The organism is Micromonospora sp. NPDC093244 (assembly GCF_040683695.1).
Taxonomy (GTDB): Bacteria; Actinomycetota; Actinomycetes; order Mycobacteriales; family Micromonosporaceae; genus Micromonospora.
In genome coordinates this window covers 1,046,124-1,061,516 of record NZ_JBFBEO010000002.1, presented here as the reverse complement: position 1 = coordinate 1,061,516, position 15,393 = coordinate 1,046,124, and the positions used below count along the sequence as shown (strand labels likewise).

General features: G+C 73.0%; 11 protein-coding genes and 1 riboswitch. Of the genes, 6 read left to right on the top strand and 5 right to left on the bottom strand.

Features of this window, described 5'->3' with window-relative positions:
• The first annotated feature begins 52 nt into the window (after positions 1-52).
• Positions 53-1,240, top strand: coding sequence for a type VII secretion protein EccE (locus AB0N27_RS15075; RefSeq protein ID WP_364368824.1), 1,188 nt, complete (start codon positions 53-55; stop codon positions 1,238-1,240).
• Positions 1,241-1,268: 28 nt separating this feature from the next.
• Here AB0N27_RS15075 and eccD read toward each other — a convergent pair whose 3' ends face one another.
• On the bottom strand, positions 1,269-2,666 hold the full coding sequence (gene eccD / locus AB0N27_RS15070) for a type VII secretion integral membrane protein EccD (RefSeq protein ID WP_364368821.1): 1,398 nt from the start codon (positions 2,664-2,666) through the stop codon (positions 1,269-1,271).
• A gap of 166 nt (positions 2,667-2,832) precedes the next feature.
• On the opposite strand from eccD, the gene eccCa reads away from it, so the two are divergent.
• The 3 genes from eccCa (at position 2,833) to AB0N27_RS15055 (ending at position 7,625) form a co-directional block, all read left to right on the top strand.
• The gene (gene eccCa / locus AB0N27_RS15065) at positions 2,833-6,798 is read left to right on the top strand and encodes a type VII secretion protein EccCa (RefSeq protein WP_364368818.1); all 3,966 of its coding nucleotides are present in this window, start codon (positions 2,833-2,835) and stop codon (positions 6,796-6,798) included.
• Positions 6,799-7,012: 214 nt separating this feature from the next.
• A complete protein-coding gene (locus AB0N27_RS15060) occupies positions 7,013-7,321 on the top strand; it encodes a WXG100 family type VII secretion target (protein ID WP_139583998.1) in 309 nt (102 codons plus the stop codon).
• A 25-nt stretch (positions 7,322-7,346) separates the two neighbouring features.
• The gene (locus AB0N27_RS15055) at positions 7,347-7,625 is read left to right on the top strand and encodes a WXG100 family type VII secretion target (protein WP_139583997.1); all 279 of its coding nucleotides are present in this window, start codon (positions 7,347-7,349) and stop codon (positions 7,623-7,625) included.
• Between the two features lie 79 nt (positions 7,626-7,704).
• Here the strand turns inward: AB0N27_RS15055 and mycP are convergent, their stop codons facing one another.
• Positions 7,705-8,946, bottom strand: a complete 1,242-nt coding sequence (gene mycP / locus AB0N27_RS15050) for a type VII secretion-associated serine protease mycosin (protein WP_364368815.1) — start codon at positions 8,944-8,946, stop codon at positions 7,705-7,707.
• Positions 8,947-8,993: 47 nt separating this feature from the next.
• Positions 8,994-9,329 (bottom strand): helix-turn-helix domain-containing protein, encoded by a 336-nt coding sequence (locus AB0N27_RS15045; protein ID WP_364368813.1) that lies wholly within the window; start codon positions 9,327-9,329, stop codon positions 8,994-8,996.
• Between the two features lie 236 nt (positions 9,330-9,565).
• Between AB0N27_RS15045 and AB0N27_RS15040 the strand changes: the two genes are divergently transcribed.
• Positions 9,566-10,285, top strand: a complete 720-nt coding sequence (locus tag AB0N27_RS15040; RefSeq protein WP_364368811.1) for a carbonic anhydrase — start codon at positions 9,566-9,568, stop codon at positions 10,283-10,285.
• 56 nt (positions 10,286-10,341) lie between these two features.
• On the opposite strand, the gene AB0N27_RS15035 is transcribed toward AB0N27_RS15040, so the two are convergent.
• Both AB0N27_RS15035 and AB0N27_RS15030 read right to left on the bottom strand, forming a co-directional pair.
• Complete coding sequence (locus tag AB0N27_RS15035; protein WP_364368808.1) at positions 10,342-11,361, bottom strand: hypothetical protein; 1,020 nt, start codon at positions 11,359-11,361, stop codon at positions 10,342-10,344.
• 4 nt (positions 11,362-11,365) lie between these two features.
• Positions 11,366-11,496, bottom strand: a riboswitch (cyclic di-AMP (ydaO/yuaA leader).
• Between the two features lie 166 nt (positions 11,497-11,662).
• Positions 11,663-13,033 (bottom strand): YibE/F family protein, encoded by a 1,371-nt coding sequence (locus tag AB0N27_RS15030; RefSeq protein WP_364368805.1) that lies wholly within the window; start codon positions 13,031-13,033, stop codon positions 11,663-11,665.
• Between the two features lie 314 nt (positions 13,034-13,347).
• Between AB0N27_RS15030 and AB0N27_RS15025 the strand changes: the two genes are divergently transcribed.
• Positions 13,348-15,387 (top strand): heavy metal translocating P-type ATPase, encoded by a 2,040-nt coding sequence (locus tag AB0N27_RS15025; protein WP_364368802.1) that lies wholly within the window; start codon positions 13,348-13,350, stop codon positions 15,385-15,387.
• Positions 15,388-15,393: the final 6 nt, after the last annotated feature.

The following is a 15,393-nucleotide window of genomic DNA, read 5'->3' as shown; positions in this document are numbered from 1 at the left end:
ACACCGGACCGACCCGGCGCAGAGCCGTACCGTGCAGGAGGGACAGTCAGCGATGACGCAGGTTCAGGCGCGACCCGTCCGAGCGGCCACGAGCCCGTCCGACGTCCCGCCACGGTCGACGCCGTCGGCCGACCGGCCCGGTCGGGGCCGGGTCGGCCCGGTGCTCGTCGGGCAGCTCGTCCTGCTGGAGTTGTGCGCCATCGCCGTCTGGGCCTCGACGGCCGGGCCGGTCTGGCTGCTCGCGGCGGTGGGCACCGTGGCGGCGCTCGTCGTCCTTGCCGTCTTCGCCCGTCGTGGCGGGCGCTGGTGGTTCGAGGACCTGCTGCTGCGTCGGCGACTGCGGCGACGCCGCGATCGGGCCGCGGCGGCGCTGAAGACCGGCTCCGCGGCCGATCCACGGCTGGCCGCGCTGGCCCCCGAGCTGAGCGTCATCGAGTTGACCGACCGGGGCACCCGCCTCGGCATCGGGCAGGACGACCACGGCTGGTTCGCGGCGATCGCGCTGCAGTCGGGCAGCGGCGGGGCGGTCGGTTCCGTCGACGCGTCCACGGTGGACCGCGCGCTGCGGGTGCTCGGGGACGTCGCCGCGCCGGTGTCCCGTACCCAGGTCGTCGCCCACACCCTGGTCTGGTACCCGGCGCCCGGCGCGCCTCCGGCGGCGCACCGGACCGTCTGGGTGGCGCTGCGGCTCACCGTGCGCGACGCCCGGGTGGAGGCGGTGAGCCGGGGTGGCGGGCTGCCCGGTGTGCACCGGACGTTGGCCGCCGGGATCGGCCGCCTCGGCAAGGCGCTGACCGCGGCCGGGCTGTCCCACCGTCCGCTGGGCCGCGACGAGCTGCGCTCGGCGGTGGTCTCGGCCGCCGGGCTTGACCTCGTGCCGGAGCCACCGACGGAGACCTGGCAGGGGCTGCGCGGGGGCGGCTGGACGCACCGCTGCATGGCGCTGCGGGGTAGGCCGGACGCACCGCTCGGCCCGCTGGTGGACGCGATCACCGCGACCTCGGCGCCGTCGCACACGGTGGCCGTGTCCGTGTCGGCGGACGGCCGGGTGGCGGCACCCCTGCTGCGGGTCGCCGCCATGGACAACCATGTGGAGGCGCTGGTCAGGGCGGTGCGGGAGGTGACCGACCGCGCCGGAGCGTCGGCCCGACCGGTGGACGGCCAGCACGGCCCGGGCGTCTACGCCAGCGCTCCGGTCGGGTGGATGCTCGGCGCGTCCCCCCGACCGGAGCCGCGCTGACCGTCCCGGCGTCGCGCGGTCGGCCGCGTCAGGGCCGCAGGTTGACGATCCAGCCGTACAGCCCGCAGACCCAGACGGCGAGCGGCACCAGCGAGATGATCAGCAGGATCTCGACGATGTCGAGCAGCCGGCCCCAGACCGGTGAGATGCGCTTGCCGGCGACGCTCAGCCCGTAGACGAGGCTGATCACGGCGGCCAGCAGCAGCCCACCGAGGACCAGGCCGAGGCGGACCGGCAGGGACCCGTCGGCGAAGGTGGCAGCCGCGGCCAGACCCAGCCCCGCCGTGCCGGCGAGCAGCACCGGGACGCGCTGCGCCCGGCCCAGCAGCGGCCGGGCCCGCAGCAGCGAGAGGAGCCCCAGCACCAGGCAGAGCAGCACCGCCGGGAGCCGCCCGTCCAGGGCGAGCACCAGTTCCGCGCCGAGGACCAGCAACGAGACGGTCCACAGCAGACCGGTCAGGAACTCGTCGGCGCGTTCGCTCTGCTGGAGCACCTGCCGGCCGTCGACCGACTCGCTGTCGGTCTTCAGGTCCTCCGGGCCGGTCGGGATCGACGGCACCGGCAGCCGGGCCAGCCGGTACGCCGCCATCGGCAGCGCCGGCACCACACCGAACGCGACGGCCGCCACCACCGCCGCCGCGGCCGGTGCGTCGATGCCGAAGGCCAGGCAGAGCAGGGCGCCCACGCCTGTCGCCGCACCCACACCGATCGAGGCGAAGAAGAGCGGGTACCTGTCACCCACCGCCAGCACGGCCACCGCCCCGGCGACCACCGCGGCGGTGGCCGCGAGCAGGACGTGCGGGCTCGCCAGGTCGGTCAGCGGCCGGTCGCCGGCGAGCAGCAGCAGGCCGCCGGTGCCGGCGTGCACCAGGCCCACCATGGCCAGCACCGCGCCCGTCCGGCTGTCACCTGCGGCCCGGGACAGCACCGCCGCGCCGACCAGCAGCGCCACCGCCACCAGGAGGGCGGCCACCGCGCCGGGCAGGTGCGGTGGGCCGGCGAAGAGCGCCGCCAGCGCGCCGGCACCCAGGGCCACCGCCGAGAACAGCACCGCGAAGCTCCGGCTCGCGCCGGCCTGCCAGGCGCCGGGTCGCTGGTTGGTGGCCGTGGCCACCGCGTCCACCACGTCGTCGAAGACGATCTCCGGGGCCGCGGCCGAGCGGGGATTGAAGTAGAGGACCTCGCCGTCGCGGACGCCGAGCTGCACCGCCGTACGGCCACCGTCCAGCGGTGCACCGCCCAACCTGGACAGTGCCCAGCCGCCGTGCCGCACTCCCTCGTCGGCGAGATCCTCGCCGGCGTACCGCAGCAGGGTGGGCAGCAGGTCGGCAAGCGGAACGTCCGACGGCAGAGCCAGATCCATCCGGGTACGGGGAGCCACGATGGTGATCCGGCTCAGACCACCGGTCGCCGTCTTCGTCGCCACAGTGGCCTCCAGGTGTCCGTCTACGATCAGCGGGCCGCGGTGCCGCGGTGCGGGTCCACCGCGCCCACGGGAGATTACCTACGATGGCGTGCACGTACGATGCCCACCCGCAGACTCCGGTCCGCGGCGGTGCGTCGTCACTGCCGCTTCTGGGGAGGAGACAGCCGTGAGCACGGTGGTGTTCCGCCGGCTCCCGCGTCAGCCGGGACCGGCCTTGCCGCGTGGTGAGGTGCTGCTGGAGTCCCCTCCCGAGCTGCCGGAGCCGACACCGCGCGGGATGGGGCAGCTGCTCATGATCCTGCCGATGTTCTGCGGGGTCGGCGCGATGGCGTTCCTGTACGCCGGCAAGGGCGGCGGCATGATGACGTACGTCGCCGGTGGCCTGTTCGGTGTCTCCATGCTCGGCATGGCGATCGGTTCGCTCGCCAACAGCGGCGGCAAGGACAAGGCCGAACTGAACGCCGACCGCCGGGACTACATGCGCTACCTGGCGCAGATGCGCAAGCGCACCCGCCGCGCGGCGGAGCAGCAGCGGGCGGCGATGGCGTGGCGGCACCCGGAGCCGGACGCGCTCTGGTCGATCGCCGCCTCCCGCCGGCTGTGGGAGCGGCGGATCACCGAGGACGACTTCGGCGAGACCCGTATCGCGCTCGGCCCGCAGCGGCTGGCCGTGGAGATCGTTCCGCCGGAGACCAAGCCGGTGGAGGACCTGGAGCCGATGAGCGCCATCGCGCTGCGCCGGTTCGTCCGCGCCCACTCGACGGTGCCCGACCTGCCGACCGCGCTGTCGGTGCGCGCGTTCAGCAGGGTCGTGCTGCGCGGCGACCGGGAGCCGGTGCTCGACCTGGCCCGGGCGGCGCTGGGTCAGCTGGCCACCTTCCACGCCCCCGACGACCTGGTGATCGCGGTGGTCGCCGCACCGGACCGGCAGTCGGTGTGGGACTGGGTGAAGTGGCTGCCGCACGCGCACCACAGTGGACGTACGGACGCGGCGGGCGCGCGCCGGCTGGTGTTCGCCAGCCTCGCCGAGGCGGAGGAGTCCCTCGCCTCCGAGCTGGCCGGGCGGCCCCGGTTCGCACCGGAGGCCAAGCCGCTGACCACCGCGCCGCACGTGGTCGTGGTGATCGACGGCGGCGAGGTCTCGCCGACCGGCCAACTGCTGGGCCCGGGTCTGCTGGGCGCCACCATGATCGACCTGTCCGGGACGGTGCCGCGCGACGCCGGTCGCTGGCTGCTCTGCCTCGACGTCGGCGACGGCAGCACGCTGGAGCTGGTCCGGGGCACCACCTCCTCGCCGCTGGGCCGACCGGACCGGCTCACCGCCGAGGCGGCCGAAGGGCTGGCCCGGCAGATCGCCCCCTACCGGCTCTCGCAGCAGCAGACCAGCAACGAGGAACCGCTGGCCCGCAGCATGGAGCTTCCGGACCTGCTCGGCGTGGGTGACGCCGCGACCGTCGACGTCCGTCAGACGTGGCGGCCACGCGGCCACCGGGACCGGCTGCGCATTCCGCTCGGCGTCGGCCCGGACGGCAATGTGGTCGAGTTGGACTTCAAGGAGTCCGCGCACGAGGGCATGGGCCCGCACGGCCTGGTGATCGGCGCCACCGGCTCCGGAAAGAGCGAGCTGCTGCGTACGGTGGTGGCCGCGCTGGCGGTCACCCACTCGTCGGAGGAACTGAACTTCGTCCTGGTGGACTTCAAGGGCGGTGCGACGTTCGCCTCGTTGGAGGCGCTGCCGCACACCAGCGCGGTGATCACCAACCTGGCCGACGAGCTGCCGCTCGTCGACCGCATGCGCGACGCGCTCGCGGGCGAGATGGTGCGTCGACAGGAGCTGCTGCGGGCGGCCGGCAACTACGTCTCCCGGTTCGAGTACGAGAAGGCCCGCTCGGCCGGCGAGCCGTTGGCGCCGATGCCCAGCCTCCTGATCATCTGCGACGAGTTCAGCGAACTGCTCGCCGCGAAGCCCGACTTCATCGACCTGTTCGTCATGATCGGCCGGCTGGGCCGCTCGCTGGGCGTGCACCTGCTGCTGGCGAGCCAGCGCCTCGAAGAGGGCAAGCTGCGCGGCCTGGACACCCACCTGTCGTACCGGATCGGTCTGCGGACCTTCTCGGCCGTGGAGAGCCGGATCGTCCTCGGTGTGCCGGACGCGTACGAGCTGCCGAACGCGCCGGGGCACGGCTACCTGAAGACGGACACCAGCACGATGCTGCGGTTCCGGGCCGCGTACGTGTCGGGGGCGTACCGGGCACCGGGGCAGCAGGCGTCCGCGTCGCAGGCGCTGGTGCAGCGCCGGATCGTGCCGTACGGGCTCGACTTCATTCCGGCGCAGGTCCCGCAAGCGCCCGTGGACACCACGCCGGAGCCGGAGCAGCCGGCCGACGGCAAGGCCGTGGCGATGCTCGACGTGCTCATCGACCAGCTCAAGGGCCGTGGCCGTCCGGCGCACCAGGTGTGGCTGCCTCCGCTGGCCGACCCGCCGGGCCTTGGTGAGCTGCTCGGTCAGCTGGCCGTGGACCCGACGTACGGGCTGTGCACCGCGTCCTGGCCGGGTCGGGGCCGGCTCACCGTGCCGGTCGGCGTGGTCGACCGCCCGTACGAGCAGCGCCGCGACCCGATGATGGTCGAGCTGGCCGGCGCGGGCGGCAACGTGGTCATCGTGGGCCGTTCGATGAGCGGCAAGAGCACAATGCTGCGTACGCTGCTGGCCTCGCTGGCCCTCACCCACACGCCGCGTGAGGTGCAGTTCTTCTGCCTGGACTTCGGCGGCGGCGCGTTGCGCAGCATGGAGCGGCTGCCGCACATGGCGGGGGTGGCCGGCCGGCGGGACGTGGAGGCGGTACGTCGTACGGTCGCCGAGGTGGTCGCCGTGCTGGACGACCGGGAGGCGCGCTTCGCCCAGCACGGCATCGACTCGGTGGCGAGCTACCGCCGTCGCCGGGCTGCCGGCGAGTTCGCCGACGACCCGTTCGGTGACGTGTTCCTGGTGGTGGATGGCTGGAACACGCTGCGCCAGGAGTACGAGGAGCTGGAGCAGACCATCACCACGCTCGCCAACCGGGGTCTCGGTTTCGGCGTGCACGTGGTGCTCACGGCGGTGCGGTGGGCGGAGATCCGGATCAACATGCGGGATCTGCTCGGCACCAAGCTGGAGTTGCGCCTGGGCGACGCCTCGGAGTCGGAGATCGACCGCCGCTCGGCGACGAACGTGCCGGAGAAGGCGCCCGGGCGTGGCCTGACCCGGGACAAGCTGCACTTCCTCACGGCCATCTCGCGGATCGACGGCCGCCGGGACATCGACGACCTGACCGAGGCGTCGATCGCCCTGGCCGGGCACGTGGCGGCGAACTGGCCGGGCCGTCCGGCGCCGAAGGTGCGGCTGCTGCCGCGCAAGCTGCCGGTGGGCGAGCTGGCCCGGATCATCGACCGGTCGGTGCCGGGCCTGCCGATCGGCGTCAACGAGTCGGCGCTGGCGCCGGTCTACCTGGATCTGGCGAACGAGCCGCACCTGACGGTCTTCGGCGACGCGGAGTGCGGCAAGACCAACCTGCTGCGGTTGATCGCCCGGGGCATCACCGAGCGGTACACGCCGGCGCAGGCCCGGCTGGTGATCGCCGACTACCGGCGCGGTCTGCTGGGCGCGGTGGAGGGTGACCACCTGCTCGACTACGCGCCGTCCAACCAGGCGTTCGCCCAGGGGCTCGGCTCGATCCGCAGCGCGTTGTCCAACCGGCTGCCCGGCCCGGACGTGACCACCGCCCAGCTGCGGGACCGCAGCTGGTGGAAGGGTCCGGACCTGTACATCCTGGTGGACGACTACGACCTGGTCGCCTCCGGTGGCAGCAATCCGCTCAGTGCCCTGCTGGAGCTGTTGCCGCAGGCTCGGGACATCGGCCTGCACCTGGTGGTGACGCGGCGGGTCGGCGGTGTGTCCCGGGCGCTCTACGAGCCGGTGCTGCAACGGCTCCGGGAGTTGGATTCGCCGGGCCTGCTGATGTCCGGAAACCGGGAGGAGGGGGCGGTCTTCGGCGCGTTGCGGCCGAGCCCGCAGCCGCCGGGTCGGGGCACTCTCGTACGCCGGCGCGACGGTCAGCAGTTGATCCAGACCGCCTGGTCCGAGCCGTCCTGATCGGGCAGTGGCGAGCGGGGTCGTCCGGAGCGTGGGTATTCGGTCGCATTCCCGATTCACCACTATCCATCGAACGCCCAGGATCAGGGCTGCGAGGGCTGGACCGGTTCGGCTACGGTCTTCACTGGAGTGTCCGTCGGTGGGGTGATGCTGCCTTGCCGCGGGGGAGGGGTGCGGCGAAGCCGCCACCACAACAGACGGAAGGGTGTGAAGCATGGCGTTCGAGGTCGAAGCTGCGACTCTGCATACCGCCGCGAGTGACGTGCGGTCCACGCGCAGCGAGGTCGACGGCGAGCTCAAGAAGCTGTGGAACGTGGTCGACGACCTGGCCATGGCGTGGAAGGGTCAGGCGTCCACGGGCTTCCAGTCGCTGATGACGCGCTGGAACGAGGACACCGTCAAGCTGCTGACGGCGATGGACAGCATCGCCGACCTGCTCGACAAGTCGGGTACGACGCACCAGGTCAACGACGAAGAGCAGCAGCAGATGCTGGACAAGTTCCACTCTGCTCTCAACCCGTGATCCGTAGCCAGCAGAGGAGGAAATCGTGACGATCAAGGTTGACTACGCGGTCCTCGAGAGCAGCAACCAGCAGATGCAGGCGATCTCGAAGACCATCGACGAGAAGCTCGACACGCTGCGGTCGATGCTGTCCAAGCTGCACTGGGACGGCGAGGACCGGGTGGCCTACGAGCAGCACCAGGCCAAGTGGGACACGGCGGTCCGGGACATCAACCGGATCCTCAACGAGATCGGTGGCGCGGTGGGCATCGCCCGCGAGAACTACGTCTCCACCGAGATGAGCAACTCCAAGGTGTGGAGCTGACGCAGTCTCCGCCGCGGCTCCGGTCCGGGTTCGACCCGGGTCGGAGCCGCTGTGCGTTGGGCGGCCCCGCGCACCAGAGTCAGCCGGTGACTGGTGAGTCCGTCCGCCGGCCGGGCCGCCAGCCGCGGCGACGGCCCCGGGCCAGCACCGGTCGGGCGATCAGCAGTAGCACGACGAGCAGGGCGCCGATGGCGGCGGCCCACAGTGCGGCGGTGCGCTGCCCGCTCAGCGGGTCGTCCTCCGGGGTGGGCGCCGGCAGCGCCCCGGCGGGCGGGTCGGTGCGGGTGCCGAGCACGCTCGACACCGCGCGGTACGGGCTCACCACTCCGTAGCCGACGTCGGCGTTGTGCCCGTCCGGCGGGTTGTCGGCCGTCCGTTCCAGCCGGTCGGCGACCTCCTGCGGGGTGAGGTCCGGGTACGCGGCCCGGACCAGCGCCGCCGTCCCCGAGACGTACGCGGCGGCGTAGCTGGTGCCGCCGTTGGGCTCGGCGCGGTAGCCGGGCCCGCCGGGCGCCGGGCCGACGATGTTCAGCCCGGGCGCGGCGATGTCCACGTAGGAGCCGCTTACCGACGTGCCCACGTGCCCGCCCTGCTCGTCCACACCGCCGACGGCGATGACGCCGGGGTAGGCGGCCGGGTAGCCGGGCCGGTCCTGCTGGTTCTCCTGCCGGTTGCCGGCGGCGGCGACGAGCACCACCCGCTTGGCCAGCGCCCGCTCGACGGCCCCTTCCAACTCGGGGCGCGGCAGTGTCGTCAGGGACATGTTTATGACGTCCGCGCCCTGGTCGACGGCCCAGTCGATGGCGGCGGCGACCTGACCGGGCAGCGCCTCGTCGTTGGTGCCCTTGAGGTCCGGAAGCACCCGGACGGGCAGGATGCGGGCGGCGGGGGCGATGCCGCTGAACGGCACGCCGGTGCCCTCCCGGCCGGCGATGATGCCGGCGATCATCGTGCCGTGGCCGACCAGGTCGCACTGCCCCTTGTTGGAGGGGAGGTCGTTGAAGTCGCGGCCTTCGAGCACCTGGCCCTTGAGCACCGGATGGATGGCGGAGACCCCTGAGTCGATGACGGCCACTGTCACTCCGTCGCCCCGGGCCAGCGGCCACGCCGAGGACGGCTCCAGCCGGCGCAGCCCCCACGGCATCTCGGTCAGGCCCGGTTCGCCGGCGGGGCCGCACGTGGGCGGCGCCGCGGCCGCCGGGGTGGGCACCACCACTGTGGCGCCGAGCAGGGCCGCCAGCGCTCCACTGAGGATGCCGCGGACGGCACGCCACGGACGGTGGAGAGGCTCGGTCGCGCTCATCGGCAGGCTTTCGCGCACCCGCAGAGATTACCGCTGTGGTGGGCCGGGCAGCGGCCCGGCGGCGGTCAGGACGGGCCTGGGGCGTCGGCGGGAGGCGCCTCGGCGAAGAGCGCGAGCAGATCGCCGACCTGCCGGTACGCCTCGGACGGGTGCCGGAACCGGCCGGACGGGTTGAGGGTGTACTCGTTGCGCCGGCCGACCCGGGTGCGGTGCAGGTAGCCGCCCGCCTCCAGGTCGGCGACGATCGCCTGGGCGGCCCGTTCGGTCACGCCGACCTCCGCGGCGACGTCGCGCAGCCGGGCCGTGGGGTCCCGGGCGATGGCCAGCAGAACGTGCCCGTGGTTGGTGAGGAACGTCCAGTTCCGCCCGCCGCCGGTCGCACCCGTTGCCGTGCCCGTCATCGTGGGACCGCCTCTCCGGTTGTCCGTCCCACTCGTCACCCTGCCATCGAGGCTCGCCGGCCCTGCCTCCGGGGCGGCGTCGCGGGAGCGACTCTGGCCGTCAACGTATGAAATCTATATCACGCATACCTTGACGCATCTTGTGGTGCGTGTGACCGTGGAGCGGGCCAGCGCCCGCCACCGGCCGGTCGAACACCCGGCTGACCAGGTCAGATGCGTGGAAACGAGGTGCGGGAATGAGCCTTCCCGGAGCACCCGGCGGGCAGCCGGGTCCGCAGCGGAGCGCCGACCAGTCGTCGACGATCACCGAGCCGGCCCTGGCGTACGCCGAGCTGGCCGCCGGCAACCGGCGCTTCGTCAGCGGCTCCCCGCGCCACCCCAACCAGGACGCCGGGCACCGGGCCGCGGTGGCCGACGGGCAGCACCCGTTCGCGGTGATCGTCGGCTGCTCCGACTCCCGGCTCGCCGCCGAGATCATCTTCGACCGGGGGCTGGGTGACCTGTTCGTGGTCCGCACGGCCGGGCACACGACCGGCCCGGAGGTGCTGGGCAGCGTGGAATACGCGGTGACGGTGCTCGGCACCCCGCTCGTAGTGGTGCTGGGCCACGACTCGTGCGGCGCGGTCCAGGCGGCCCGTGAGGTCGCCGCCACCGGCGTGGCACCCGAAGGGCACCTGGGCGCAGTCGTGGACGCCGTGCTGCCCAGCCTCCGTCGCGCCGCCGCCGACGGTGTCGACGACATCGACGGCATCGTCGACATCCACATCGCACAGACCGTCGAGGCGTTGCTGGAACAGTCGTCCGTGCTGGCCGACGCGGTGACGCGGGGACGGTGCGCGGTGGTGGGCGTGTCGTACCGGCTCGCCGCCGGTGTGGTGCGCCCGGTCGCGGCCGTTCCGGCGGGCGTCGCCTCGCTCGACGTACCCGACGGGCCGTCGACGCCCGCCGCCGCCTGACGCGACGAGGGCCGCCCCACGGTGCGGGACGGCCCTCGATCAGCTGAGCGGGTGGGTCAGAGCAGCGACATGTGTACGTGGTCGGTGTGGTTCGACGGTCCGCTGTACGACTTCCAGCCGGTCGCCGGGAACCAGATCTGCCGGTTCCAGATCACGTAGTAGATGCCGAGGCGGTCGGCGTTGCGGATGAGGAACGCGGCGACGTTGTTGCCGTACATGCGGGTGTCGTCGTTGTGCCACGGGCTGAAGCCGCTCTTCTGCAACGACCAGTCGCAGGCGCGGCCCTTCGGGTGCTCCCACGGCCCGCCGGAGCGGTAGCAGCCCACGAACCGGTTGAAGCCGGCCCGCTTGACCTCCTTGTACGCGTGCAGCGTGCGCGGCGTGACGCAGCCGGACGTGGTCGGGTCGTCCTCGCTGCACGACTGCGCCTTCCAGTCGCCGTCGGCGGTGCGCCCCGGGCCGATCCGGGCCACCGGCGAGGTGGCGTCCACCAGGCCTCCGGTGAAGCCCTTCCCGCCGACGAGGGCGAGCGCCTTGTCCGCGTCGCGCTTCTCCTTCGCCATCAGGGCAGTCTGCTTCTGCTGCTCCCGGACCTCCGCGTCGAGTTGCAGCTTGGCCTGCTCCGCGCGGGCCTTCACCTCGTTGACCTCGGCGAGCTTCTTCTCGTTGACCATGTTCATCTCGTCGAGCATGGCGGCCCGGCGGACGAACGAGTCGGGGGCGTCGCTCTCCAGCAGCATGGCGATCGCGCCGATCCGCCCGGTCCGGTACGACTGGGCGGCGATCTGCGCGACCTGCGGCGCCAGCGCCTCCAGATCCGCCTTCGCGCGGTCGACCTCCTGCGCCAGTTCGAGCTGCCGCTTCTTGGACTTGTCCAGCTGGGACTTGGCCGCCACGTAGTCCCGGTTGGTCTTCTCGATGACGTCGGTGAGCAGTGTCGGCTCGCCGTCCTCCTCGTGCCCGGACGGCGTCGGCGTCGTCGGGGCAGCGTTCGCCGGGAGGGGGCCGGCGAGCACGGTCAGTGCGGCGATCACGGCCACCACGGGCGTCAACCAGCGGCGTAGGGGTGCCGTCACGATGTTCCCTTCCGTCGACCGCCGACCGGGTTAGCTGACGGGTTCGGGGCGGAAGTGGCCCCTACCGCTGACGCGGATTCACCCCACGTACCTGGGTTCCCGGCTCGCCGGTTGGCGATTGGGCGGTGGCACCGCAGGCGCCGATTCGCGCCTTCGGCGGTGACCGGCAGCGAGGTTACCCGAGAGTCGACCCCCTGAGCTACGTCCCGATGCCCACCAAAAGCGTCATATCGCCATGGCGTTGAGTGACCAGTGATGCGGTTCTCAGGCCGGATGCCCGATCTGGTCACGCTGAGGAGTGTCACCATGCCGTCTCCGTGCTCCTGTTCGTCTCTGGCCACCTGTCGGTGGCGGGGGGCGGGGGTGTGGCAGGCGCCGGGTCCGCTTCGTGGGGTGGACCAGTACGTGGGGAGCTGAGCGCGGCCAACGCCTCCGCCCGGTCCGGCCGGGGCCGGGGAGCGGGGGTGCCCTCGGCCGGCTCGGCAGCCGACCGGCCGGCGGCGGTCACCACCGCGGCCAGCCCGGTGGTCAGCGGCACGGCGGCGATGAGGCCGAGGGTGGCCACGGCGCTGCGGACGATCTCCTGCGCCAGGAACTCGCTGGTGAGGATCTGTCCGAGGGGGCGCGTGTCGGCGGTGAGCAGGAGCAGCAGGGGCAGCGAGGCGCCCGCGTACGCCAGCACGATCGTGTTGACCGTGGAGGCGATGTGCGCCCGGCCGACCCGGGTGGCAGCCCGGTACAGCTGCAACCGGGTCAGCCCCGGGTTGGCGTTCGCCAGTTCGGTGACGGTGGCCGCCTGGGTGACCGTCACGTCGTCGAGCACCCCGAGCGAGCCGATGATGATCCCGGCGAGCAGCAGGCCGTGCAGGTCCACGTCGGCCTGGAACATCGACAGCGTGGTGGCGTCCTCGCTGCCGAAACCGGTGAGGTGGGTGGCTGCGGTGGCGATGGTGGCGAGCACGCCGGTGAGGACCAGGCTGCCCAGGGTGCCGAGGACAGCTACCGAGGTCTGCGCGGTCACCCCGTGTGTCAGGTAGAGCACCACGAACATGATCAGGGCGGCACCGACCACCGCGACGACAAGCGGTGACCGGCCGGCGGCGATGCCCGGCAGCACGAAGGTGAGGAGGATGGCGAAGCTGGCGGCCAGCCCGGCGAGCGCGGCCAGGCCACGCCACCTGCCGAACGCGACGATCGCGGCGGCGAAGACCACCGCCAGCCACACCAGCGGTGTGCCGCGCTGGTGTTCGGCGATGTTCCAGTTGCTGGCGCCGGGGTCGGCGGGGTCGGTCAGCTCGACCAGGATCACCTCGTCGCCGACGTCGACCCGGGGTGCTCCGGGGCCGTCCGGTACCGGTGTCTGGACCTGCTGCCCGGCGCTCGGCCCGTCCTGCACCCGGACGTCCACCGTGCCGCACCGCCCGTCGCCGGCGTTCGGCGTGCCCTCCGGGGTCTGCGGCGTGGGCGGGCACGGTTCGGTAACCACGCGGGTCACTGTGCCGTGGTAGCGCGGGACGTCCGCGCCGCCGCCGGTCTGCGGGGAGTCGCCCCGGGGCCAGAGCACCACAGCCGCGAGCACCGTGGCGACGAACAGGGGTACCACGGTCGCGACGAGGATCCGCCGTACCCGGGGAGGGGCGGACGGAACGGAACGGCTGTGGTCGGAACCCAATGCGAGACTCCCAACGAATCCGATGCGGGGTACGTGCCGGTGGGCCGGTCGGTTCACCGTCGCCGCGGAAATGCGGTGACGGGCGCGGCGGATCGCGGGATGCCGATCGCTTGATCACGTACGGTGAACGACTGGTCGGACCGGCGGGGAGCGCCGCCGTGTCGCGGCGGCACCGGTGCCGGGCTGCGCAGCGTCGTGATCCGAGGGCCATCGTCGGAATGCTAACCACACAGGCTGTGGGACGCAGGTCGTGGCGGAGTGTCGGGGTCCCCGAACCGCCCGCGTGGCGGGGCGCGGCCCGGGATCGTGGAGTCATGCACGCTGAGTCACCACATGGTCCGCACGGTCAGCAGCACGGTGGGCACGACAAGCACGCCGGTCACGATCCGGCGATGTTCCGCCGCCGGTTCTGGGTCTGCCTGGTGCTCACCGTGCCTGTGGTGCTGACCAGTCACCTCGTGGCGGACCGGCTCGGTCCGCGCTGGGACGTGCCGGGGAGTTCCTGGGTGGGGCCGGCGCTCGGCTCGGTGGTGTTCTGGTGGGGCGGCTGGCCGTTCCTGGTCGGCGCGGTCCGGGAGGTGCGAGACCGGGCACCGGGGATGATGCTGCTTGTCGCGATGGCGATCACCGTCGCCTACACCGCGTCGCTGGCCACCAGCGTCGGCGCGTTCGACCTGGACTTCTGGTGGGAGTTGGCGGCGCTTGTCACCATCATGCTGCTCGGGCACTGGCAGGAGATGAAGGCCATCGGGCAGGCCCGGGGAGCCCTCGCGGCGCTTGCCGCGCTGCTGCCCGACGAGGCCGAGCGGGTGGCCGCCGACGGCCGGGTCGAACCGGTGCCGGTGGACGCGCTGCGGGTGGGTGACGTGGTGCTGGTCCGCCCGGGTGGCCGGGTGCCGGCCGACGGGGTCATCGTCCAGGGCGGTGCCGAGCTGGACGAGTCGATGATCACCGGCGAGTCGCGGCCGGTCGCTCGTGCGGCCGGCGGTCGGGTCGTGGCGGGCACTGTCGCCACCGACTCGGCGGTCCGGGTCCGGGTCGAGGCGCTTGGTGAGCAGACCGCCCTCGCCGGCATCCAGCGCATGGTCGCCCAGGCACAGCGCTCGGGCGGTCGGGCCCAGCTGCTGGCCGACCGGTTCGCCGCCGCGCTGTTCTACGTCGCGACCGGCACCGCCGTGCTGACCGTGCTGGTCTGGACGGCGCTGGGGCGGACCGACGAGGCGGTGGTCCGCGCGGTAACCGTCCTGGTGATCGCCTGCCCGCACGCGCTCGGCCTGGCCATTCCGCTTGTCGTCGCGCTCTCCACGGCGGTGGCCGCGCGATCCGGGATCCTGGTGAAGGACCGGTTGGCGTTGGAGCGGATGCGGACCGTCGGCGCGGTGCTCTTCGACAAGACCGGCACGCTGACCCGGGGCGAGCACACCGTCTCCGACATGACTGTGACGCCTGACGTGGAGCGGGACGAGGCGCTGCGCATCGCCGCAGGCGTCGAGTCGGACAGCGAGCATCCGCTGGCCCGGGCGATAGTCGCGGCGGCCGGGTCCGCAGGTCCGGCCCCGGCCCACGGGTTCCGGTCGCTGCCGGGCCGCGGTGTGCAGGCGACAGTCGACGGTACGGAGTACGCGGTGGGCGGGCCGGCGCTGCTTCGCGAGTTGGGGGTGTCGCTCCCGGCCGACCTGGAGACGGCGACCGGGCGCTGGTCGGCGCGGGGTGCGGCGGTGCTGCATCTGGTGCGGCTGCCGGACACAGTGCTCGGCGCGTTCGCGTTGACCGACGAGGTGCGTCCGGAGGCCCGACGGGCAGTCGACGAGCTGCGCGCCGAAGGCGTCCGGACCATCGCCATGATCACCGGGGACGCGCGGCCGGTGGCCGAGGCGGTCGCCGCCGAACTCGGGTTCCGCCCCGGTGTCGACGAGGTCTTCGCCGAGGTGCTGCCGGCGGACAAGGACGGCCGGGTGGCCGACCTCCAGCGGCGGGGGCTGACCGTGGCGATGGTCGGTGACGGGGTGAACGACGCACCCGCGTTGGCCCGCGCCGACGTGGGCATCGCGATCGGTGCGGGCACCGACGTGGCGATCGAGTCGGCCGGGGTGGTGCTCGCCTCGTCCGACCCGCGTGGGGTGGGCGCCGTGGTGCGGCTGTCCCGGGCGTCGTACCGCAAGATGCGGCAGAACCTGGCCTGGGCGGCGGGCTACAACGTGGTGGCGCTGCCCCTGGCGGCCGGGGTGCTGGCCTGGGCCGGGGTGGCGTTGAGCCCGGCGCTGGCCGCCGTGCTGATGTCGGCGTCCACGGTCGTGGTGGCGCTCAACGCCCAGTTGCTGCGCCGGGTCCGGCTCGACCCGGAGTCGGACTGAGGGGCA